Annotated in this window: 14 protein-coding genes; 7 read left to right on the top strand and 7 right to left on the bottom strand. The window is 59.2% G+C overall.

Annotation, left to right across the window (positions count from 1 at the left end):
• Nucleotides 1–7: 7 nt before the first annotated feature.
• A complete protein-coding gene (locus Pan181_RS25175) occupies nt 8–1,279 on the bottom strand; it encodes an IS4 family transposase (RefSeq protein ID WP_145245135.1) in 1,272 nt (423 codons plus the stop codon).
• A gap of 254 nt (nt 1,280–1,533) precedes the next feature.
• Here Pan181_RS25175 and Pan181_RS25170 point away from each other — a divergent pair, with 254 nt between their 5' ends.
• On the top strand, nt 1,534–2,868 hold the full coding sequence (locus Pan181_RS25170) for a leucine-rich repeat domain-containing protein (RefSeq protein ID WP_145251658.1): 1,335 nt from the start codon (nt 1,534–1,536) through the stop codon (nt 2,866–2,868).
• Between the two features lie 1,173 nt (nt 2,869–4,041).
• Nucleotides 4,042–4,980 (top strand): hypothetical protein, encoded by a 939-nt coding sequence (locus Pan181_RS25165; protein WP_145251656.1) that lies wholly within the window; start codon nt 4,042–4,044, stop codon nt 4,978–4,980.
• 27 nt (nt 4,981–5,007) lie between these two features.
• Here the strand turns inward: Pan181_RS25165 and Pan181_RS25160 are convergent, their stop codons facing one another.
• The 4 genes from Pan181_RS25160 to Pan181_RS25145 form a co-directional block, all read right to left on the bottom strand.
• Nucleotides 5,008–6,105 (bottom strand): succinylglutamate desuccinylase/aspartoacylase family protein, encoded by a 1,098-nt coding sequence (locus Pan181_RS25160; protein ID WP_145251654.1) that lies wholly within the window; start codon nt 6,103–6,105, stop codon nt 5,008–5,010.
• Nucleotides 6,102–7,310 carry a RimK family alpha-L-glutamate ligase gene (locus Pan181_RS25155; protein ID WP_145251652.1) on the bottom strand — a complete coding sequence of 403 codons (1,209 nt, stop codon included), beginning with the start codon at nt 7,308–7,310 and terminating at the stop codon, nt 6,102–6,104. The genes Pan181_RS25160 and Pan181_RS25155 overlap by 4 nt, the downstream gene beginning before the upstream one ends.
• 16 nt (nt 7,311–7,326) lie before the next feature.
• Nucleotides 7,327–7,842 (bottom strand): ATP-dependent zinc protease family protein, encoded by a 516-nt coding sequence (locus Pan181_RS25150; protein WP_231943701.1) that lies wholly within the window; start codon nt 7,840–7,842, stop codon nt 7,327–7,329.
• A gap of 133 nt (nt 7,843–7,975) precedes the next feature.
• Nucleotides 7,976–9,184 (bottom strand): rhomboid family intramembrane serine protease, encoded by a 1,209-nt coding sequence (locus Pan181_RS25145; protein WP_145251647.1) that lies wholly within the window; start codon nt 9,182–9,184, stop codon nt 7,976–7,978.
• Between the two features lie 261 nt (nt 9,185–9,445).
• Between Pan181_RS25145 and Pan181_RS25140 the strand changes: the two genes are divergently transcribed.
• The 4 genes from Pan181_RS25140 to Pan181_RS25125 all read left to right on the top strand — a co-directional run bounded on the left by Pan181_RS25140 (nt 9,446) and on the right by Pan181_RS25125 (nt 15,351).
• Nucleotides 9,446–10,336, top strand: a complete 891-nt coding sequence (locus Pan181_RS25140) for a cytochrome c biogenesis protein CcsA (protein ID WP_145251645.1) — start codon at nt 9,446–9,448, stop codon at nt 10,334–10,336.
• Nucleotides 10,333–11,610 carry a glutamyl-tRNA reductase gene (hemA, locus tag Pan181_RS25135; protein WP_145251643.1) on the top strand — a complete coding sequence of 426 codons (1,278 nt, stop codon included), beginning with the start codon at nt 10,333–10,335 and terminating at the stop codon, nt 11,608–11,610. The genes Pan181_RS25140 and hemA overlap by 4 nt, the downstream gene beginning before the upstream one ends.
• 85 nt (nt 11,611–11,695) lie before the next feature.
• Nucleotides 11,696–13,894, top strand: coding sequence for a PSD1 and planctomycete cytochrome C domain-containing protein (locus Pan181_RS25130; RefSeq protein WP_145251641.1), 2,199 nt, complete (start codon nt 11,696–11,698; stop codon nt 13,892–13,894).
• Nucleotides 13,895–13,914: 20 nt separating this feature from the next.
• Nucleotides 13,915–15,351, top strand: coding sequence for a DUF1501 domain-containing protein (locus Pan181_RS25125; protein WP_145251639.1), 1,437 nt, complete (start codon nt 13,915–13,917; stop codon nt 15,349–15,351).
• A 1,099-nt stretch (nt 15,352–16,450) separates the two neighbouring features.
• On the opposite strand, the gene Pan181_RS25120 is transcribed toward Pan181_RS25125, so the two are convergent.
• Both Pan181_RS25120 and Pan181_RS25115 read right to left on the bottom strand, forming a co-directional pair.
• Complete coding sequence (locus Pan181_RS25120) at nt 16,451–17,488, bottom strand: hypothetical protein (RefSeq protein ID WP_145251637.1); 1,038 nt, start codon at nt 17,486–17,488, stop codon at nt 16,451–16,453.
• Between the two features lie 283 nt (nt 17,489–17,771).
• On the bottom strand, nt 17,772–18,716 hold the full coding sequence (locus Pan181_RS25115) for a hypothetical protein (protein WP_145251635.1): 945 nt from the start codon (nt 18,714–18,716) through the stop codon (nt 17,772–17,774).
• A gap of 633 nt (nt 18,717–19,349) precedes the next feature.
• Between Pan181_RS25115 and Pan181_RS25110 the strand changes: the two genes are divergently transcribed.
• Entirely contained in the window at nt 19,350–21,728 is a 2,379-nt protein-coding gene (locus Pan181_RS25110) for a PQQ-binding-like beta-propeller repeat protein (protein ID WP_145251633.1), read from the top strand.
• Nucleotides 21,729–21,773 lie beyond the last annotated feature (45 nt).

Genomic DNA, 21,773 nt, shown 5'->3' with positions numbered 1-21,773 from the left:
AGCGTCTCTAAGTCGATTGCTGTTTCTTTTTCTCGCTCCGCCGCGCGGCCGACTGCCGGGCCAGTTCGTTCTGACGTTCTCGCTCGCGGAGGATCGGCAGGATCTCTTCCAGGGTTGCCGCCCCGCGGCCGACCTGTCCCATTAGGGCGAACAGGTACTTGCTCGGTCGATAACCGGTGTGCAGGTACATCAGCAACACGGCAATGACCGCCACGTAGAAGTGCGTTTGCACCCCTTCGCTTGCGTGGCTGATCAAGTGTCCGAAGTTCGCAGAGCTCTTCAGCCACCGAAAGAACAGTTCTACTTGCCAACGATAGCGATACAGCATGGCAATCACGTGCGCCGGTACATCGAGCAGGTTGGTGATCAACCGCAGTTGCGACGGTTTTCCCTTTTCTTCGCAAGCGACGATGACTTCGCGAAGCTGCACTCGGGGAACTCGATGTCGGCTCGGATTCGAAGACTTGAAATGTCCCACTCCATCGCTGAGCACGCCGGCCGCTTTGTCTTTTTCGGTGAGTTCGCGACTTTTCACTTCCCGCAGCGTGGGCGAATTGCCCCCCGCTGGGCGATAACGAGCCACGAAGTGCGATTGCAACGCGTGTGTGTCGTCGTAGTGCGCTGCCAAGAGCGCGAAACTCATGAAGCCGCGGTCGTACAGATAGATACGACCGGGCTGCAACCGTTCGATGGCTGAATCGGCCTCGCTCTGGCCAGGGGATGGAATGACGATTGCCTCGGGAAGCCACGTGCTCACCGGCAAATGGACATCCACCCGCGCTCGATGCTTCTTCGCCCCATGATTGTTCGTATTGCACATGGCCCAGGCGACTTCGGCCACGGCCGGGAGAAACGTGCCATCGACGGCCACGGTCTGCTGGAGCAGTTCGTCGAGATCGTCGTCACCTATCGATTGCCGTTTTGACTTGCGGGCAAGTTGCCGGCGGAGGGCATCGAGAATCGGCTGCAATCGCTCGGGGTCGGCCAGTTGATTGAAGTCTGAGAGCGTACTTCTAGTGATCTTGCGAATCGAAAGGTGTTTCTGAGCCTGTACCGTTTGGCTGAAATCTTCGATGGTTCGCAAACTGCGGATGGTGGGATTGAAGAACGCCAGCAGGTAGGCTACGAACACGTCATCGAGAAATAACTTGCGATTACCGTGGGCGTCTTCCGAGCGGAGTTGTTTGAGAAACTTCTCCAAAAGCCGGACATACTTCCCCCCAATGACCTGCTCGGGCCACACTGGTAGCTCGTCTTTAGCAACTCGCTGGGAAGGCATGGACTATGTCGTACCACACCACTCCCCACCGCGCAAGTTCAGAATCGGTTAAGATTAATTCCGGACAGTAATGGGCGAAGCCAGTGGCACCCGGCGAGCGGTCGCGGGGGATTGGTTCGACAAGGCCTACTAATCTATACATGTGGATATCAGCTGTTTCGGGGTCTACTCTGTTAGCTGTGTGTTTTGCAATTATCTGCAAGCAGAATTACAATGCGGTCTGCAGGTAGAGTACTATCATATCGGGCCTTTTCATGACTTATCGTATCCTAGCAGACTCTTTCTGCCACGCTCGTGTCACTCGACTGTACTTGTTTTATGTAGTCGAGATACTAGTTGCGGCGATTCTATTTCCGGCCATGTCACAAGCTTTTATTGACGACGGTGATGGCTTGCTCGATGTCGGCGAGGCTCCCGGTTATCCCATGGACCCCACATTAGCTTGGGAGAGTGTATATCTTGACTCTCGCTCGATCCAAGATCTTGACGGAGCGAATCTGTTGGTCAACGTACAAGAGCTCTATTTGGATAACAATAAAATTGCTAGTATTGAGTCGGGCGATTTCAACGGCCTTAATCGACTTCTTACGCTCGACTTGAGCGACAACCAGATTGCTCACATGGAGTTGGGCGTATTCAGCGATTCGATTTACCTGCAACAGCTCGACCTTAGTTCAAATAGGCTAACGAGCATCGAGTCTGGTACATTTAGCGGCCTGGATTATCTGCCAGGACTCAATCTATCCCGGAACAGAATCACGAGTATCAATGCAGGAACCTTCAGTGGTTTAACCTACACGCAAAAAGTAGACTTGAGCCGCAACCGGTTGACTAGTATTGAGCCGGATATGTTTGAGGGGCTGGTTCATCCGCGTACCCTCGATTTCAGTTTTAATCGTATTGCTCACATCGATTCAGAGTCCTTTCAGCAACTAGACACGTTGCTAATACTCGATCTCGAACGCAATGACGTTACGAACGTCGACTCTGGGACCTTTGACAATCTGTCTAATCTTAAGTTTCTGAATCTCTCTCGCAATCAATTGACGAGCATCAAGTCCGACACGATGAGCGGGTTGATAAGCCTTCAATCTGTTACTTTTCAGGGTAATCATATTCAAAGTATTGCTTCAGGCGCACTAGCAGGACTGAACGAGCTAGAAGTCATTAACCTTATTGATAATGACTTCACTGAACTTAACTTGTCACATGCTACTCTAAGTAAGCTTAGAGAACTTTGGATTGATCGTGATGCCATTGTCTCGTTACGACTCGATGGTTCCGAACTGTCAGAAAATGCCTGGGACATCATAACAAAGAGAACAACCAGTATCGAGGATGTATCATTGGTCTGGATGACTTTCCAAAACGGTAACCCTAGTGATCTCAATTCCCTTTTGAGCAAAACCTCACTTCACAACGTTTGGGTCGACCCCCATTTGTACTCCACTTACGCCACTGAGTTCGACACATTTGACGCCATCGCAGGCAATACCGTGACCATCGTTCCCGAACCGAGCACGCTTGCCACCATGCTAGTAGCTGCCTGCTTGCTATTGTTTCAGCGTTCGTTCTATCGACACCCGTGATTAATGGAGTAAGTTGTTTTGTATCAGCGACCACAGCTCAATGAATGATGCATTGCTCTAATGTGTTTGCGAAAGGCATGCAATCACCCGGTTCGATCTCCTTTCATGTCGCATCGCAATCGTGTCACTTGATTCTTCCAGTTCGCAGATTCTGGTAAAATGGTCTGAGACACCGTGCTAGCTTCCGGTGGCTTATCAAACCCGTAGCCCACATCGCCAGCCTACGCCTTCGGCTGCGGGCTAAACGATTTTTCTAGAAGCTCAAGATTTCTCTGGGAATTGGCCACCTGTAGTGTTCTAATGGACAGGTGCTTGAGGCTGTCGGCTATCAGCTTTCGGCTGTTGGCTTTTTAGTGATTGGAGGTGAATCAGATGTGATGCTTGTTTTGAACTTGAATTTCTAGCGACGCGCAGGCGATGGTTTGCCTGCGTGGGCGTTCGCTGCTGCGCGTGTGGCAAAGCGGCCGTGGGGCGCTCGTTGATAGCGCGTTCGAAATGGCTGGCTGAGATCTTTCGGTCGCTGGAAGCTCCCTCAAGATGACATCCGCTTATTCCCATTCCGCAATCCGCAATCCCAGATCCCCAATCCGTCCCTTCCCAAGAATAGTTTCCCACCTATGGGAATCTATTTTGGGCAACTATTCCGGAGGTGTTGATGCAACTCAGTGCTGACAAACGACTTGCGATTGATTCCCATCGCGGAAATAGATACCCACTCGATGCGTTTTGGGAAATGGGAATCTATTTCGTTGTGAAAACCACTGGTTTTGTAGTGTGGGCGAAGATTCAATTTTCCCATCGATGGGTAAATTGGGAATCTATTGCCCAGGGTTGGGAATCTACGGCTCCGCAGTGGGAATCTATTCGGGAACGGTGGGAATCTATTTCGCACCTGCGGGGAGTTCGATCGCGGGTTCACGGAGCAGCAGCGTTGGGGCGCGTAAATTGGATGCCGGGGTCCGAATGGTGTTGTACTTTCTTAGGAGACGTCGAAATGCCTGCTGTCGCACGTGGCTGGAGATTTCGGGTAGCCGATTCCTGCAAGATCCTGCACGCTGCGGTGACTCGATCGGCAAATCTGGCCCAAATGCTCCGGTTTGCCCTGCCCTCCCGGTGGTGCGTACAATAGTGCCTTCTCCGAATCACGAACTGATCCACTGTTGGAGTCTGGTCATGACCCGCCGTTTGAGTATGGTCCTCGTTGCTCTTTTTGCTGCCGGCACGATTGCCGAAACTGTCAGCGCTCAGTTTATCCTTCGTCGCGATACGAAGCGGGATCTGAAAGCGATGGAAGAGTACTACGACGACCTCGAAGACTTCTACGAAGATCGCAATCCGCGACTGGCCAGGGAAGCCGAGCGGATGGAGAACTATTACGAAGACCTGCGTAAAGGTCGCCGGGTAGCGCCGCCGGTTGCGGTCGGTTTGCCGCGGGTGCAGATTCTGCTCGACTCGGCGTTGCCGCGGGCGATCTACCAAGAGCGCTCGGTACTGGTACCGCGCCAAGGCGTGCCAGCGGGTCACTACGCCACTCCAAATACAGCAGCGCCGAACTATGCAGCGCAGCCGCAGTCGTCGAACGGTCGCTGGCAATCGTGGGGAGCGACTCCCCCTGCTGCGAAGGTTGGCGAGCCGACCCCGGCACCTGAGTTGGCCGAGGCGTATCGCGTGCCGACCGACACCCCGCAGCAAGGCGGATTGGTAGCTCCCCCGAATAGTGAGTACAATCCACCCGAAAAGTTGCTGCTCGCAGTGACTGCTTTGCGGAACGAACTGAATTCGCTGGCCGGCGACAATCCTAATGCGGCCGCGCAGTGGATGGAGTTCCTGGCGATCCCCGCGCCCGCGCCGGAGGCCGGATCGGTCGACGCAAGTGAGTTTTACAATACCGCGGAGCGCCGCAAGCAATTGCTTGCGTCGATAGAGCACTTCGATCAGGTGGCTAACGATCCCGCTTACGAAGCGGTGAACAAGCTGGAATCGTTCGAGCAAGCTCGCGGAGCACTGCATGAGTTGCACGCATGGTTCTATCAGCAACCCACGCTGGCAGCGCCGGCGAACATGCCGGAGCCGACGCCGGCCGAAGAGTTGCCGACCCCGCCGGGTCAGTAAGCTCGCGGGTCGTTTGCTCGGCCGTGTTTATTGGTGCTCGCTTTCGCTTTCGTTGTCGCGTTCGAAGACCATGACGTTGGTTCCCAGGTCGTCGACCACTTTGCCTTCCCAGCTATCTTGGCTGGCGCGGAATTTGTCGATGCGTTTGGGTCGGACTCCATCGGGCAGCTGACCAAGGTGGCAAACCGACTCGCCAGGGCTGACGGCCGGCAGCGTGGTCATGCCGATCACGACTCCATCGAACGGCGCAGCGAGCACGCTGCGTTCGCGGCCGAGCAGGTTGGTGTTGGTCGCGAGCGGCTGATCTTGCTGCACCATCTCGCCCGGTTGGACATGAAACTGCAGGAAGCCGCCGCGTTCGGCTCGCACCCACTTGGTTTTCTCGATGATCACCTGGTAGTCGGGGCGCTCGGGCTGCTCGTCGAGCATTTCGAGTTCGATGAGGATGTTCCGCACGCCGCGCACGGCGGTCTGCACGATGGTTGGTTCGACTTTGCAGACCTCGCCTCCTTCGAGGATGATGCTCGGTCGACCAGCCGCGCACGCTTCGCGGCGGAACGCACCTGCGGGGCCTTTGCCGTTGACGATGAAGTCGCAACCAAACGCCTCGGCGATGCGGCGGACTTCGGGGATTTGCAAGTCGCCGCGGACGTTGGGATAGTTGGTGCGACGCACTGCAGCGGTATGGAAGTCGATACCGTAATCGCCGCGGGCGACGATTTCGTCGAACACCGTGCGAGCCATGCGACTGGCCAGGCTGCCGTCGGACGAGCCGGGGAACGAGCGGTTCAAGTCGCGGCGATCCGGCAAGTATCGCGAGTGGCGATCAAAGCCCAGGATGTTAAGTACCGGCACGAGCACCAGCGCACCGCGGGTGAGTGTCAGGGATTCGTCTTGAATCAACTGTCGAATGGCACCGGTACCATTGATCTCGTCGCCATGAAGCGCGGCGGTCACAAACACCGTGGGGCCCTCTTCGGTGCTGCGACGCACGTGAATCGGGATGCGGACAGTCATGCCGCTATAGCTTTCGGAAACAGCCAGTTTCACGTCACCGGTTTGGCCTGGTTCGATCACTTGACCGTTCCAGTCGCCTACCGATTTAGGTACCAGCGGGTGTTTCATTCTTTGTCCTCATGCGATTGGTCATCCTGCGGTGGCAGGTCTTTGACTTTGGGCCGTCGGCGACGGCGGGTACGCTCGGGAACCATCGCCCGCATGCGTTCAAGTTTACCAAAGCAAAGCAAACGGTCGCCGGCTTCGAGCTCTCGGTCGGCACGTGGATTGGGGATAACGGTCGTCCCGCGGTAGAGTGTAAGTGCGTTAATGTCCTTTTCGCGCAGGCCCGACTCTTGCACGGTTTTGCCGACGTAGTCGGAGCCTTCGGGAATGTGGATCTCGGTCACGCCGTAGCCGGAACTCACGGTCAGCCGCTGACGCAGGTCGATTTCGGGGAAGTCGACCTGGGCGGCAATGTAGTCGATCACCGCTCCGGCGATGTCGAGCTGCGTACAGGTTTCGATCCCTTCCAATCCCGGCGACGAGTTGACTTCCATGATTTGCGGGCCGCTGTTGCTCTCGAGCATGTCGACGCCAGCGACGCGAAGTCCCATGATCTGGGCGGCCCGCACGGCGGTTGCCTTGTAATCGTCGTCTAGTTCCACGACCTCGGTACGACCGCCGCGATGGACGTTGCTGCGGAACTCTTGCCCTTGGGCGACTCGCCGCATGGCGGCCACCACGCGATCGCCGACCACAAACGCTCGCACGTCGCGGCCTTTGCTTTCGGCGACGAACTTCTGTACCAGCACGCTTTGCCGCGCGGATTGCAGCGTCTCGATAATCGCTTCGGCTACTTTCACCGAATCGGCCAGGATGACGCCGACGCCTTGAGTGCCTTCGAGCAGCTTGATAATGACCGGCGCGCCGCCCACCCGTTCGATGGCTGGCAGCACGTCTTTCTTATCGCGAACGAACGTGGTTTCGGGGATTCCGATGTGGTGCTTGCTGAGGATTTGCAGCGAGCGTAGCTTGTCGCGCGAGTTCGCGATGCCGGCCGACGAGTTGCCGCAGAACACGTCCATCTGCTCGAACTGGCGCACCACCGCGGTGCCGAAGTAGGTGATCGATGCCCCGATGCGCGGCAGCACGGCATCGTAATGGCTGAGCTGCTTCTGATGGTAGTAAAGGTCGGGCTCGCCTTGCTCGAGGTCGATAGCGAACTTCAAGGTATCAAGCACCCGCACCTTATGGCCGCGCTGCTCGGCGGCTTCGCGGAGTCGGCGCGTGCTGTAGCAATGGCGATTGCGAGAAAGGATGCCAAGTTTCATGTGCGATTCACCTCTGTTATTCCGGCTTCTTATCTGGCCGTTTCTTCTTAATTTTCTTGGTAAGCTTTTTCCGTTTGACGACTGCTGCTGGTTTGCCTCCGTAGAAGCTGCCGGCTGCGTCGATGATCATCCGCCCCCGCACGGCCTCGCGCCCGAGCAGCATGCGAAAGCCCATCGCGTCGCGGTTCGCCAAGGTTAGTTCGATTGGCCAGGTTAGACCCACGGCCTCGACGGTAGTCACGATTACCGGCCGCCGCTGGGCGTGCCCGGTGGAGCTGCGTACCTTGCGGAACTCAAGCACTGGGTGCTCCACTTCGATGGTTTCTTTGCTGCTCCGCTGCAACGGATGCACCTTGAAACGCACAAACGGCTGACCATCTCGCTCGAAGGTCACCATATCGAAGGCATGCAAGCTACTGGAGCGAGCCCCCGTATCGATCTTGGCCTTGATGGTCGACACCCCCAGCTCTGGCAGCGCTACCCATTCCCGCCATCCGATGATGGGTAGTTGTCGTGGATCGATTTTTTTCACGCGACTATTCATCCATCCCGTCGAAACAAGGCTCGTCGGTTCTGTTGAGTGGGGGAGAAACTGTCCATAGCTACTCGTATTATTGACAGTCGGCGATTATTGCCCACCCGGGGGAGATTCGTCGAGCCCGGTATTACCAGCTTTCGTCGTCGAGCTCGTACACCCCTTCGGCTTGCAATTGGTGGGCCTTCGCGACGATTTTGCGTGCCATCGCCTGTTTTTCGGGCGGGAGCTGCGAACTGTCGAGCGACTGGAGGATTTCGAGCGCGCGGGCTGGTTTTTCCAGGGCGGTCACGCAGATCTGGGCCAACTTCAGCCGTACGTTGTCGGTGCCCTGTGGAAAGCGAGCGACCCATTCGTACATCAGCGGGGCCGACAACGCCCACTCTTTGCGCTCATGAAGTCCTTTGACCAGCGCGATCAGCTCTTCGCGATCCAGCTCCACATGAGTGCCATGTTGCTTGAGCTTTTGATACAACGTTGCAGCCCCACGCACGTTGTCTTCTTCCAGGTATTCGCGAATCTGCTGGTGGGCGTCGCGTCGTTGCTGGGTCGCTCTTTCCTCTTTCTTGATCGCCACCCGGGCGTCGACTTCCTTATAGTCGACCTCGGCATTCGGGTCGGCTCCGTTCCAGGCGTGGAACAGGTCGAAGCCCTCGCAATCGACCAGTTTCATCTTGACCATCACGATGCCGACGATTGCACCGAGTACGGTCCCCATGGGGTGCAGCAATCCGCCGATTATATCGCCGGTCGTGACGATCTCGATTGCGAGAAACAGCAAGTCGATCGTCGCGTAGATCAAGGCGAGCACGAACACCGCGATTTCGGTGGTGCCCATGAAGAAGCCAAACCAGTACAGGCAGTCGATGTTATTCCTCGGCGCCCAAATCAGGGAGATCGCCATGAGCCCGGCAATGGCCGACGAGGCCCCGATCGAAACGTTGTCGTTGGTCGACGCGAGCGTCGCAAACTGAGTGAAAGCCGACTGCAGAACGCCGATGCCAAGGTACAAGCCAAGGAACCGGGCCCAGCCGACTTTGCCTTCGACAATCAGGCCGAACACCCACAGGAAGACCATATTGGTCAGCAGATGCATGAAGCCTCCGTGCATGAACAGGCTGGTGACCCACTGCACGGGGTTCAGGTCGCCGTGGACGAGAATCAGCCAGTAGAGCAGTTGCGCTGCGTGTTCCGCGTCGGCCGGATCTGTGGTGTCGCCCCCAATCGTCGCGATCAGGGAGTGAAACAGCGGGAAAGCCAGCACGTTGGCCACGATGAGCCCAATCGTCGCGTATGGCCAGTGGTAAACTGGTGCGTCGGTCGAAATTGGTAGGAGCATCGCGTCAGGAATTCCCCAAAAACCGTAAAACCAAAGGCTTAAGCTAGAGTATAGCCACTGCTGGCGACTGGGTGAAAGTTAAAGATTCGAGTGCGTAAGGGAGGTTCGTCGTGCCGACGGTTTGCTTGGAGTGCCGTGCCAGGCGAGTGGCCTGAAACTCGCGGGTTTTACGACCTCTGGAGCCCGAACATTGAAAACCAGCCTTCGCCCGCCGATACTACAATATTCGACGATTTCCGAGTGATTCGAGTGGTAAGATCCATGTCCGGTGTGACCGTCTTCTGTTTTGTCGCTAGCTACGCGGTGGCCTTGGCCCTGGAAGTAGCCGGGCTGTGGGTGCGCTTTGGCTGGCACCGCCTGGCGATGGTCGTGATGGCCGTGGCCGGATTGGTCGCCCACTCGTGGTTCCTGGCCAGCCATTCGATGGACGACGTCGCCATACTCGGCAGCCCCGAAAACTGGTACCTGGTGGTCGCCTGGGTGCTAGCGGCCTCGTACCTATGGGTGGTGTTCACCGCCCCGAATACCGCGATGGGGCTGTTTGTGTTGCCACTGGTGCTACTAGTGATTGCCATCGGCGAAGGGGCCAGCCACGAACCATTCGCTGCGCAGCAAGCGTCGAAACTGTGGAGCAACCTGCATGGCGTGTTCATGATGCTGGCCACGGTGACCGTGTGCGTGGGCTTCCTGGCGGGGCTGATGTACCTGATCCAAAGCTGGCGACTCAAACGTAAGGTGCCCTCGTCGCGCGAGTTCCAATTGCCAAGCCTCGAATGGCTCGAGCGAACCAATAGCCGCGCGCTCGGCCTGTCGGCCATTCTCGTCGCAGGTGGGTTCATCAGCGGACTCATACTCAGCCGAATCGTGCATGGCGGCGAGGCGAATTATCGTTTGCTTGCCGACCCGGTGGTGCTTAGTCTGTTGTTCATGCTGCTGTGGCTTGTCGCTGCGGAACTGTTTCGCATGGTGTATCCCTCGGCTCGCGTGGGGCGCAAAGTGGCCTACTTAACGTTAGCGTCGTTTGGGTTCCTGGTGATTACGCTCATCGTGTTTAGCTCCAATGCGATCCATGGTAGCCCACCCCCGCGCGATACCACCGCGCAATTGAGCACCGCGGCCGATCGCACCACCAGCGGGGAGGTTTGGCAATGAACCTTCGCATGGTGGGTTGCTCGCATCACAAGACATCGATCGCCATCCGCGAGCAACTGGCGTTCACCCCAACCGAGGCGGCCGATGCTTTGACCGCCTGGCACCAGGCCCATCCTGGCGTGGAAGCGGTGTTGCTGTCGACTTGCAACCGCACCGAGTTCTACGCGGCCGGACTCGACGGCGCGCCGGCCCCCACCGACTCAGCCCTGGCCGAGTACCTGGCTGCCTTCCATTCGATTCCGGTCGACCAGGTCGCTAGCGAACTGGTGTCGCTCGACGGTCGAGCGGTGGTCGAGCACCTGTTTCGCGTCGCAGCCAGCCTCGACAGCATGGTGGTTGGCGAGCCGCAAATCTTGGCCCAGGTCAAATCGGCTTACGAGCTGGCTTGCGAGCTAGGTTCGGCCGGCCCGCACATGCATGGCTGCTTCCAAGCAGCGCTTCGCGTGGCCCGCCGGGTGGCCAGCGAGACCGCCCTGCACCGCCATCGAGTGAGCATCCCCAGCGTGGCGATTGCCGATTTTGCCAGCCGCATTTTCGAGCGGTTCGACGACAAAGAAGTGCTGGTAATCGGCGCCGGCGAAATGGCCGACGAAACCCTGCGCTACCTCCGCGACTCCGGCGCGCGGCGATTCACCATTCTCAACCGCGACCACAAGCGGGCCGAAAGCCTCGCGGCCACTTGGAACGGCAAAGCCGCCACTTGGGGCGAGTTGCACCAGCAGCTCATCCAGGCCGACCTGGTGATCTCGACCACCGCGGCCGGGCATCCGATCGTGACGCTCGATTACTACCGCCAGCAAATCATTAATCAACGCAAGCAGCGCCCGCTGTTTATCCTGGACCTCGCCATGCCCCGCGATTTCGAACCGACCATTGGCGACGAACTGGCCACGTACCTTTACTCGATCGACGACCTGGCAGCCGCCTGCGATCAGAATCGTAAGAACCGCCAGCGCGAGATGCCGAAGGCCGAGCGGATTATCGGCGAGGAGACCGCGCGGTTTCTCACCGACACACGCATGCAGGTCAGCTCGCCGCTGATTGTGCAGTTGCGCGACGAGTGGGATGTGGTAAAGCAGGCGGAACTCACTCGGCTGATGAATAAGCTCGGCGACGTCGACGAGGTAACCCGCGAAGAAATCACGCGCTTCGCCGATCGGCTCGTCAACAAGCTGTTGCACCCGCCGATGAAATCGCTCCGCGACGAAGCCGAGTCGGATAATCACAGCAGCCTGCTCGACGCATTACGGCGGTTGTTCCAACTCAAAGAGTAACCCCAGGCAACGCGAATTTCTTTGCGATCGACGCGTCCCGCCGTTACGATGTGGCAAAAGTTCTCTAACACGGGAGGGCGGCCGCATGAAGCGCGTAGGATTACTTACGTTGGCATTCGGGGCGATGGCGTTCGGCTGCGTCGTCGCAACCGGCTTCGCGCAAGAGGAGGAAGCTCCGTCGGGGGCCGCGCAGTTCCACCAACAGGTCGAGCCAGTGCTGCTCGCCCGATGCTTGAGTTGCCATGGCGAATCGGGCCAGGCGGGGCTCGATCTGCGAACCCGCGAGCAACTACTCGCCGGCGGCGATAGCGGCCCGGCCGTGGCCCCGTCGAGCGCGAGCGATAGCCTGCTGTACGACTACGTGTCGAGCGGGCAAATGCCCCCCGACAAACCGCTGTCGGAGGACGAAGTCACTGCAATCAAGCGATGGATCGAGCAAGGGGCGTACTATCCGCCGCAGCCGCTCGACCCTCTCGCCCGCACCACCGACAAGCGAGCGGGCTACGATTGGTGGTCGCTGCAGCCGATCGCCAAGCCGCAAGTTCCTGGCAGCCAAGCACCTGCCGAATGGCAGCAGAGCCCGATCGATCACTTCGTCTATCGCCGGCTCGCTGCGGCGGAGCTTACTCCGTCGCCCCCTGCCGACCCAGTGACTCTCCTGCGGCGGGCGAAGTTCGATCTGCTGGGGCTACCGCCGACGCCAGAAGAGGTCGCGCAGTTTGTCGCAGAATGCCAGCAAGAGACTGGCCAGGCTGGCAAGGTGGGCGACGCCGCGTACGAGTCGCTCATCGACCGCCTGCTCGCTTCGCCACACTATGGCGAGCAATGGGGCCGTCGATGGCTCGATGTCATTCGCTTCGGCGAGAGCAACGGCTTCGAGCGTAACGTGATTCACGTGAACGTCTGGCCGTTCCGCGACTACGTGATTCGCTCGTTCAACAACGACAAACCATTCGATCAATTCATCCGCGAGCACCTGGCCGGCGATACGATGGCGGCCGACGATCCCGCCGCGGCGATGGGGGCCACGTTCCTGGTCTGCGGCCCGTACGACAACGTCGGCAATCAGGATGCCGCTGCGGCAGCGCAGATTCGCGCGAACACCATCGACGAGATGATTCGCACCACCAGCGAAGCGTTCCTCGGCATGACCGTTGGTTGCAGCCGTTGCCATGATCACAAGTTCGATCCTATCTCGCAGCGTGACTACTACCAGATGTACGCCACGTTTGCCGGCGTGACGCACAACGTCGATTCGCTCGGCAGCGAGAACCGCGCTGTGAGCGAGACGCCGGAGCCTTGGAAGGGGCATTACCATCCCGCGAATGGCCCGTTCCATGTCTTCGGCGGCGGTAGCCCTCAGCAACTCGGCAGCCTGGTGCAGCCGGCTAGTCCGTCGGGCATCAAAGCGGCCAGCACCTACCAGTTGGCGAGCGACTCGCCAGAAGCCGACCGCCGCCAGGCGCTGGCCGACTGGCTCGTGGCCGACGACAATCCGCTGCCGGTGCGGGTGGTGGTGAATCGCTTATGGCAAGGCCATTTCGGTCGCGGCATCGTCGCCACGCCGAGCGACTTTGGCTTCCTCGGCGGCGAGCCCACCCATCCCGAGCTACTCGACTGGCTGGCCAGCGAACTTCGCACCAACGGCTGGCACCTCAAGCCGCTGCATAAGCAAATCATGCTGTCGGCCACGTATCGTCAATCGAGCGAGTACCGCCCCGCGATGGCTCAGGTGGATGGCGACTCGACCCTGCTCTGGCGATACCCGCCGCGGCGGTTGGCGGCCGAGGAAATCCGCGACGCCATGCTGGCCGTGGCCGGAGAGCTCGACCCACAGATGGGTGGGCCCGGTTTCCGGCTCTTCCGTTACGTGCAGGACAACGTGGCCACCTATCACCCGCTCGACGTGCATGGCCCCGAGACCTATCGTCGCTCGGTGTATCAGCATCGCGCGCGGGCGACGCAAATCGATTTGATGACCGAGTTCGATGCGCCCGACTGCGCGTTCGCGGTGCCGCGCCGCTCGAGCACCACGACGCCGCTGCAGGCGCTCACGCTCTTGAACCACGACTTCACGCTCAAAATGTCGGAAGCCCTGGCCGAGCGACTCGCCGCCGCGAGCGAGGACCCCCACGAGCAAGTCGCGCTCGCCTTCGAGCTGGCGTTCGCCCGCCCCCCTGCCCCCGACGAGGCCGAAGCGGCCGTGCGACTGGTGGAAACGCATGGGCTGCCCGCTTTCGGTCGCGCGATGTTCAATGCCAACCCGTTCCTCTATCTCGACTAACCCCAAGGCGACCGCAGGTTATGAGTCCCCATCCTTCCGGCGACTTCCTCGCGCGAGTCCTCTCGCGGCGCGGCTTCCTCGACTGCGTTACCACCGGGCTGGCCGGCGTGGGGCTCGCGAAGCTCGCCTGCCTCGAAGCGGGTGCAGCGACGCTTCCGCAACCGCACTATCAGCCCCGCGCGAAACGCGTGCTGCAGATCTTCTGCCCAGGTGCTGCGTCGCACATGGATCTGTGGGAGCACAAGCCGGCGCTCGAAAAGTACCACGGCCAGCCGCTGCCGGGTGAAGAGAACTTTGTGAGCTTCCAGGGCAAAAACGGCAACCTGATGCGCAGCCCGTGGGCGTTCGTGCCTTGCGGCGAAACCGGCAAGCAGATCACGAGCTTGTTTCCTCACATGCAGAAGCATGTCGACGACATCGCGTTCATTCACTCGATGCAATCGAAGTCGAACACCCACGGCCCAGGTTGCGTGTTCATGAGCACCGGCCATCCGACCGAAGGGTTCCCCAGCGCCGGGGCTTGGTGCAGTTACGCGCTGGGTAGCGAGAATGAAAACCTGCCAGCCTACGTGGCGATTACCGACGTCCGCGGCGAGCCACCGAACGGCAAGGCGAACTGGGCGAGCGGATTCTTGCCGGCCGCGCACCAAGGCATCATGCTCAGCGCCCAGCAGCCAATTCGCAACCTGCAGACTCCCGAGTCGATCTCGCACGACGAGGAACGCGACACCAGCGAGTTCCTCGATTTCCTCAACCAAAAGCACGCGGCCGCACACCCCGGCAACTCCGACCTCGAAGCCCGCATCGCCGCCTATCAACTCGCAGGGCGGATGCAGCTCTCCGCGCCCGAAGTGTGCGACCTGGCCCGCGAGTCGGCCGCTACTCACACGCTGTACGGCACCAACGACACCAACGAACTCAAAGCGTCGTACGCCCGCAACTGCCTGCTCGCCCGGCGCTTGCTGGAGCAGGGCGTTCGCTACGTGAACCTGTTTTGCGCGTCGCGAGCCTCCGGCGCAGACGGGCTGCTGAACTGGGACGCCCATAAGACGCTTAAGGCCGACTACGAACGGCACGGGCCGATCTTCGACCAGCCGACCGCCGCGCTGCTGACCGATCTCAAGCAACGCGGGCTATTGGACGACACGCTGGTGCTCTGGACCACCGAGTTCGGCCGCATGCCGACGCATCAGGCGAACACCGAAGGCCGCGACCACAATCCCGACGGGTTCACCTGCTGGATGATGGGTGCCGGCGTCCGCGGCGGCGTAAGCTACGGGGCCACCGACGAGTTCGGCCGCCGGGCGGTGAAGAACCCGACCACCGTGTGGGACTACTACGCGACCGTGCTGCACCTGCTAGGGCTCGACCACGAGCGACTCACCTACTACTACAACGGCCTCGACCGCCGCCTGACCGACGTGCACGGCTACGTGATCCACGATGTGGTAGCGTAGGGGGTATGCCAGAGGATCGGGGTAGTGGTTTCGCGACGGCTCGTCATGTAGTGGAGTGATATCGCGGGCTTCAACCGGTGGTCAGCGAGAACAGCTATCCAGAGTAGCGCTTTGGCTCGCGGAGCTCGCCGGCGCGCCACCCTTCGCTGGGCGACGATTCCCTTTCAGGGAATGGGGGCAGTACGAGGGGAATCTCGTAGTACTCATGTCTTCACTCACCCACCCGCTTGCGGGAGGGTCGGGCTATCAGGCCCGGGGAGGGCCTGACGGTTTGACGTTGGTTACTGATTCCATTTCCCGGGGCGATGTCCCGGGCTGGCCTGTAGCTGCCCCTTCGGGGCGTGGGATTCCTGTGTGGCACCCAGCGACAATTCGTGTGAATTTGTGTGGCCTGAGACCGGTTGGATCCTTACCACTCTTCATTGTGAATTGGGTGCTATCCGATGTCGGCTTTGAAACAGTAAGACGCGTTTTCCACTTCCCACCTCCCCGGGCCTGATAGCCCGATCCTCCGCTCGCGGAGGGTGATTTCGAGTGATTTGCGCATCTCAGAGTTTCCAAAGTTTTCACTAGGAATTGGCCACCTGTGGTGTTCTAATGGACAGGTATCTTGTGGTCCGTTGTTTGTTGTCCGTGGTCCGTTGTTGGAGGAGGATGGAAAGATGTAACCGAGTGAACATGAAAACTAGTAAGGCCATTCACCACGCAAGCGCGCTGTAGGAGCGGTCTCTGACCGCGATGCCGCTTGCGTGGGCGTTCGCTGCTGCGCGGTTGTGAAAGCGGCCGTGGGGCTGCGTCGCTGGAAGCTCCTGGACCCACGCTACGGACTCTTCCAACTCCCAACTTCCAACTCCCAACCAAAAATACTTTCCCACCCATGGGAATCTATTTTGGGTACCTATCGCGGAGGTGTTGATGCAACTCTCTACTGACAAACGACTTGCGATAAGTTCCCAGCGAGAAAATAGATTCCCACTCGATGCGTTTTGGGAAATGGGAATCTATTCGAGGTCGAAAACCACTGGTTTTGTAGAGTGCGTGCCGATTCAATTTTCCCATCGGTGGGAAAATTGGGAATCTATTCGCCAGCGTTGGGAATCTATTTGCGGGCGGATGGCTGCGCGGCGGTTTTGCTGGTCGAGGGGGCCGCGGTGTGGTTCCCTGCAGTGTTGTCTCCCGCGATGTTGTCTCCCGCGGTGTTGTCTCCCGCGGTGTTGTCCCCCGCGGTGTTGTCCCCCGTTTTGGCATCATCGGCCTGGGGTTTCGCGGTGGTGAATGGCAGCAGCACCAGGCGGTCGCGTTTCTTGTCGATCGCCCGGTTCAGCTTTGCGGTCAGCTTTTTGTTTTCGAGCTGGTCCTTCAGCAGGTACTCGAGCCCGTCGCCGAACTCCTCGGCGAGTTTGCCGTGGAGTTCGCCGAAGCGCGTGAGGTTGAAGCGTTGCAGCTCGAGCTGGGCGTTGGTGACCTTGGGGTCGATGGCCATGCCTTGCGGGGTCGCCCGCATGCGAACTTCGCAGTCGATCGCCAGCTTGAGTCGCGAGTCGCCTTCGGCAGTGAGGGTGATGATGTGAATGCCGCGCTCGTAGCGCCGCATCTGCGCCCAACCTTCGAGCTTCGCTTCGACCAGGAGTCGCAAGCCAAGCCCGGCCGACTCGAGGCTATGCAGGTTCTCGACCGAGACGCTAAGTTGCTCGTCGGGATCGATGAACTTGACGCGATACTGTTTCCAGGTGCCGTGCGAGACTTCGGTCTTCTTGCGGTGCAGTTTTAGTTTGTAGAGAGGTTCGTCGGTCGTGATGCCAGTGGTGATGTGCTTGGTGCTGCCCCAGTCCTTCTTCTTCTCGTACTCGCGAGGAATCGCTTCGCGAACGATGGCCGCGAGCGAATTGGCGAGCATACGATCGCTGGCCGAGATGTGGTCGCTGGCTGAGGAGGGAGCCGGCTTGGGAGTTGGTGTTGCCGCCTCGTTCGGCTGGACGTCGCTCGCGTTGGCAGGCGGGGTTAGCTGCAGCGTCGCTGGTGGTTGGGTGGATGGAGGCGCTGGCAGCTGGACAGTGGGTTCGACCGCCGCGGCGGTGCTCGACAGCAATGCCAGCACGCAGCAAACCGACCAGAGCAACGGGTTGGGAGCAGGCATGGATGACCAACTAGCGGAATGGAGGGAAAAACGGATGCGAGTTGCGTTTACTACGTGCGAACGATGCAATCGGTTTCGCGGCACTGCGGTCCGACATGACGCTCGGCGCGGAGTGATATTCGTGCGGTATACCCGAATATCGGGCGAGGGAACAATCGCAATGCGAAAAACATCGGCTAGTAAAAAAAGAAAACCTGCCCCTGGCAATTTGCCAAGAGCAGGTTCTCAGAAGGGGGAATCGACGCTTTTACTTCACATGGTTACTGCTAAGCAGCAACGTTGCTTAGCGAGTGAAGCTGGTGCGTACGACGTCGCGCTGACGGCCAATAGCAGCGTTGGGGTCGGCCATCGGGCGAGGAGGCACTGGACGGAAACGGGCGTCCGTGGCTTCCACTGGTTGAGGAGCAGCTTCCATTTCGGCTGGGGCGGCAGGAGCGGGAGTAACGGCTCCACCGCAGCAGTCGCTGGCACAGCAGCTCGGCTCGCAGCAATCGTCAGTAGCACAGCAGCTGGGCTCGCAGCACGAATCGCAGCAGTTCGACTTCTTGAGCTTGCCGAACAGTTTGTCGAGCAAGCAAGGCTTCGAGCAGCAGGTCGATCCGCAGCAAGGATCAGCACCACAGCAATCGTCGGTAGCACAGCAGCTAGGTTCGCTACCACAGCAGTCGTCGGTGGCACAGCAGCTGGGTTCGCAACCGCAAGGATCGCAGCAACCACGGTGCTTGATCTTGGTGAAGAGCTTGTCGAGCAAGCAAGGCTTCGAGCAGCAAGGATCGCTGCAGCAAGGATCAGCAGCACAGCAGCTGGGATCAGCACCACAGCAATCGTCGGTAGCACAGCAGCTGGGTTCGCAACCGCAAGGATCGCAGCAACCGTGACCCTTGATCTTACCGAACACTTTGTTCAGCAGACCGGGCTTCGAGCAGCAAGGATCGCCACAGCAAGGATCAGCAGCACAGCAGCTGGGGTCGGTACCACAGCAATCGTCGGTAGCACAGCAGCTTGGTTCGCCACAAGGATCACAGCAACCGTGACCCTTCAGCTTGCCGAAGAGCTTGTCGAGCAAGCAAGGCTTCGAGCAGCAGGTGTCGCCGCAGCAAGGGTCGCTGGAGCAGCAGTCGTCAGCAGCACAACAGCTAGGCTCACAACCACACAAGCCACCGGCAAAGCTGGGGCTCGCAAGTAGGGCACTCGCGAGGAGCGCTCCGAACAGGTTCCATTTCATCATATCTATCTCCTATTCATGCGAGACCTCCCTTGGCCTTGCTTAGGGTTGAATCCTCGGCCGAGGACCGGAACAGCGCAACCTAAGGTCCGCTCATCGTTCCGATGGCCGTTCCCCCGGTGTTCGGTAAGGTGGGTCGCGGAGAGCCTAGGTGGCCGGTCCGCTCGAACCGGGAGTCAACTTGGGGCGAGCTATGGCGTGGGGGGATCTTCACAGGGGACGTCAACACCAGTCGAGCCAATCCTTGACTCGATTTCAGTTTGGGCCGGTTTGTTGACGCATGTCGCGGGGTGTCGTCTTCAAAAGCATGACTGCCATTTCCGACAACATCCACATCTATCGGGCCCTTTGCCGGCGACCCTTGAATCATCGCAACTGTTTTTGGGCGAATGGTTTAGGTCAATTTTTGCGCAAAGTTTGAGGGCCCCGTAAGCTGTAGCGGTTGTGCGGATCATCCGCCCGAAATTACTTGAAACTGATGGTTGTTTTGGTCTGTTTGTGCTATGCTTCACTACCGCGCAGTTGGAGAGTTTCGCTCACCGCCCCGCTTGGGTAAGCGAAACTTACGGCCAGCTACATCCCCCTGCGTACCTTCCTTCACCTTTCTGGTGCCGCACACATAATTGGAGATATTGCATGCAACGGCTTACCAACCGTTACCAGCTCACTCATTGCGCCTCGGTGCTGATGTTCGCGTTATGCGCGGCAATGTCGCCGACCTACGGTCAGAACATCGTGACGCCCGGAACCGATCCGCTCGATTGGCCCATCTGGCAAGGTCCTGTGCAAGACCACACTTCGCCAGCGACTAATTTACCTGCAGAGTGGGACCCCCGCGGCGGCGAAGGCAGCAACCTGCTTTGGAAAAACGAAGATCTCGGCGGTCGCAGCACCCCGATCGTGATGAATGGCAAGCTCTATACGCTTACCCGAAATCACCCTGGCACCGATCTCGAAGGCGAGAAAGTCGTATGCCTCGACGCAGCAACCGGCAAAAAACTGTGGGAATATGAATTCAATGTCTACCTGTCCGACGTACCCGACACCCGCGTCGGTTGGTCGAGCGTGGTCGGCGATCCCGAAACGGGGCGAGTTTACGCTTTAGGGGTTTGTGGATATTTCTGCTGCCTGGATGGCGAAACAGGCAAGCTGGAGTGGGATCGCAGTCTGCATGAAGAATATGGATTGCTCAGTACGTACGGCGGGCGGACCAACTTTCCGCTGATTTACGAAGATACGGTTATCATCAGCGCGGTCGTCATCGGCTGGGGCGATACCCCGCAGTGGGGTTTGTTGGCCAAGCCGGCGCACCGCTTCATGGCGTTCGATAAGAAGTCGGGCGAGCTTCGCTGGCTCAAGGGCACCACGCTCATTCCGCACGATACCACCTACAGCACCCCGACGCTCACTACCCTGGGTGGCAAGGACGCGTTGGTGTTCGGCTCCGGCGATGGCAAGGTGTGGGCCATGCAAGCCGGCACCGGGCTGCCGATCTGGAGCTACGAACTGTCGGGCCGCGGTTTGAACGTCGCCCCGCAGGTTACCAAGCATGGCAAAGTGATTACCGGCCACAGCGAAGAAAACACGGTTGGCAACACGATGGGCGCCATGGTCGCGCTCGATGGCAACGCGACCAGCGGATCGGCCAGCCAGGAGATCTGGAAGAACTACGAAGTCATGGCGGGCAAGAGTTCGCCGCTGATTATCGACAACCGAGTGTACGTGGTCGACGATCGCGCGAAGTTGTTCGTGTTCGACCTCGAGACCGGCGAGCAGATCGCCAAGAAGGCGCTCGGCACCGTGCAGCGGAGCACTCCGCTTTACGCCGACGGCAAAATCTACGTCTGCACCAACAACGGTCGTTGGTACACCTTGAAGCCGACCGAAGATGGCGTCGAGGTGCTGCACAAGATGCGGATCAGCGGGCAATCGTCCGATGGTTCGCCGATTGCCGCCCAGGGCCGCATCTACATTCCGATGTCCGACGGCCTGTACTGCATCGGCACCGAAGCCAGCATCGAAGCGGCGAAGAACAGCAAGGCGACGCTCGCCAGTGAGTCGAGCGAAGATGCATCGATCGCCGACCAGCCAGCTCACCTGCAGGTGGTGCCCTACGATTCGCTTGTCGCCCCCGGCGACACCAAAGAGGTTCGCGTCCGTGTTTACAACGCCCAAGGCGAATACATTCGCGATGCGAAGTCCGATGAGCTATCGTTCGTGGTGACCGGCCCCGGATCGATCACCTCCGATGGCACTTACACCGCCCCGGAAGATGCCGCTCACCAGTCGGCCTTGGTCACCTGCACCATGGGCGAACTGAAGGGCGACGCCCGCATTCGCATCGTGCCGGAGTTGCCTTGGAAGTTCGACTTCGAGCAAGCCGACGACGTGCCGCTCACGTGGGTCGGTGGCCGCATCCGTTACGTGGTTCGCGAAGGCAAAGAGGGCAATCACTACATTGCCAAGCCGACGGAACTGCCGACCAAGCCAGGCGCGCCGACCACGAAGCTCGGTACGCGTAGCCAGATGTGGATGGGGTCGCCAGAAATGAGCGACTACACCATCCAGGCCGACGTGCAGATGACCGTCGGCAAGCCAGGCGTTGAGGGTGCGACCGAAGAGGACGTGCCTGAGTTCCCGAGCGAATCGGCTGACGGAGCGAACGCCACGCTGCCGACGATCGGCGTGATCAACAGTTGCTACACGTTTGCCCTGTTCGGACCGAATCAGGAAGTGCGACTCTACAGCTGGTGCACTCATCCCGAACGCACTCAAGGGACGCTGAGCAAAAAGCTCGAACCAGGCAAGTGGTATACTCTGAAGCTCAAGGTCGTTCCCGAAGGAGACCACGCCCACGTGATGGGTAAGGTGTGGGAACGCGGCACCGACGAGCCCAGCGACTGGACCCTGGAGTTCGTCGACAAAGCCCCGAACCTGCAGGGAGCCCCCGGCTTGTTCGGCGACTCGAAGGTCGCCGAGGCTTACGTCGACAACATTGAAGTCACCGAGAACTAGCCACCGGTTCGCTCGACACTTGAGCGATGCCGACCACAATCATAC

It is taken from the genome of Aeoliella mucimassa, from assembly GCF_007748035.1.
In the GTDB taxonomy this organism is placed as follows: domain Bacteria; phylum Planctomycetota; class Planctomycetia; order Pirellulales; family Lacipirellulaceae; genus Aeoliella; species Aeoliella mucimassa.
The sequence above is the reverse complement of the archived record's forward strand: the minus strand, read 5'-3'. Positions and strand labels throughout refer to the sequence as shown.

Coding starts and splice junctions, on each gene's coding strand:
- Pan181_RS25175 (WP_145245135.1), bottom strand. CDS start 1,279: ATGCCTTCCCAGCGAGTTGCTAAAGACGAGCTACCAGTGTGGCCCGAG.
- Pan181_RS25170 (WP_145251658.1), top strand. CDS start 1,534: ATGACTTATCGTATCCTAGCAGACTCTTTCTGCCACGCTCGTGTCACT.
- Pan181_RS25165 (WP_145251656.1), top strand. CDS start 4,042: ATGACCCGCCGTTTGAGTATGGTCCTCGTTGCTCTTTTTGCTGCCGGC.
- Pan181_RS25160 (WP_145251654.1), bottom strand. CDS start 6,105: ATGAAACACCCGCTGGTACCTAAATCGGTAGGCGACTGGAACGGTCAA.
- Pan181_RS25155 (WP_145251652.1), bottom strand. CDS start 7,310: ATGAAACTTGGCATCCTTTCTCGCAATCGCCATTGCTACAGCACGCGC.
- Pan181_RS25145 (WP_145251647.1), bottom strand. CDS start 9,184: ATGCTCCTACCAATTTCGACCGACGCACCAGTTTACCACTGGCCATAC.
- Pan181_RS25140 (WP_145251645.1), top strand. CDS start 9,446: ATGTCCGGTGTGACCGTCTTCTGTTTTGTCGCTAGCTACGCGGTGGCC.
- hemA (WP_145251643.1), top strand. CDS start 10,333: ATGAACCTTCGCATGGTGGGTTGCTCGCATCACAAGACATCGATCGCC.
- Pan181_RS25130 (WP_145251641.1), top strand. CDS start 11,696: ATGAAGCGCGTAGGATTACTTACGTTGGCATTCGGGGCGATGGCGTTC.
- Pan181_RS25125 (WP_145251639.1), top strand. CDS start 13,915: ATGAGTCCCCATCCTTCCGGCGACTTCCTCGCGCGAGTCCTCTCGCGG.
- Pan181_RS25120 (WP_145251637.1), bottom strand. CDS start 17,488: ATGCCTGCTCCCAACCCGTTGCTCTGGTCGGTTTGCTGCGTGCTGGCA.
- Pan181_RS25115 (WP_145251635.1), bottom strand. CDS start 18,716: ATGATGAAATGGAACCTGTTCGGAGCGCTCCTCGCGAGTGCCCTACTT.
- Pan181_RS25110 (WP_145251633.1), top strand. CDS start 19,350: ATGCAACGGCTTACCAACCGTTACCAGCTCACTCATTGCGCCTCGGTG.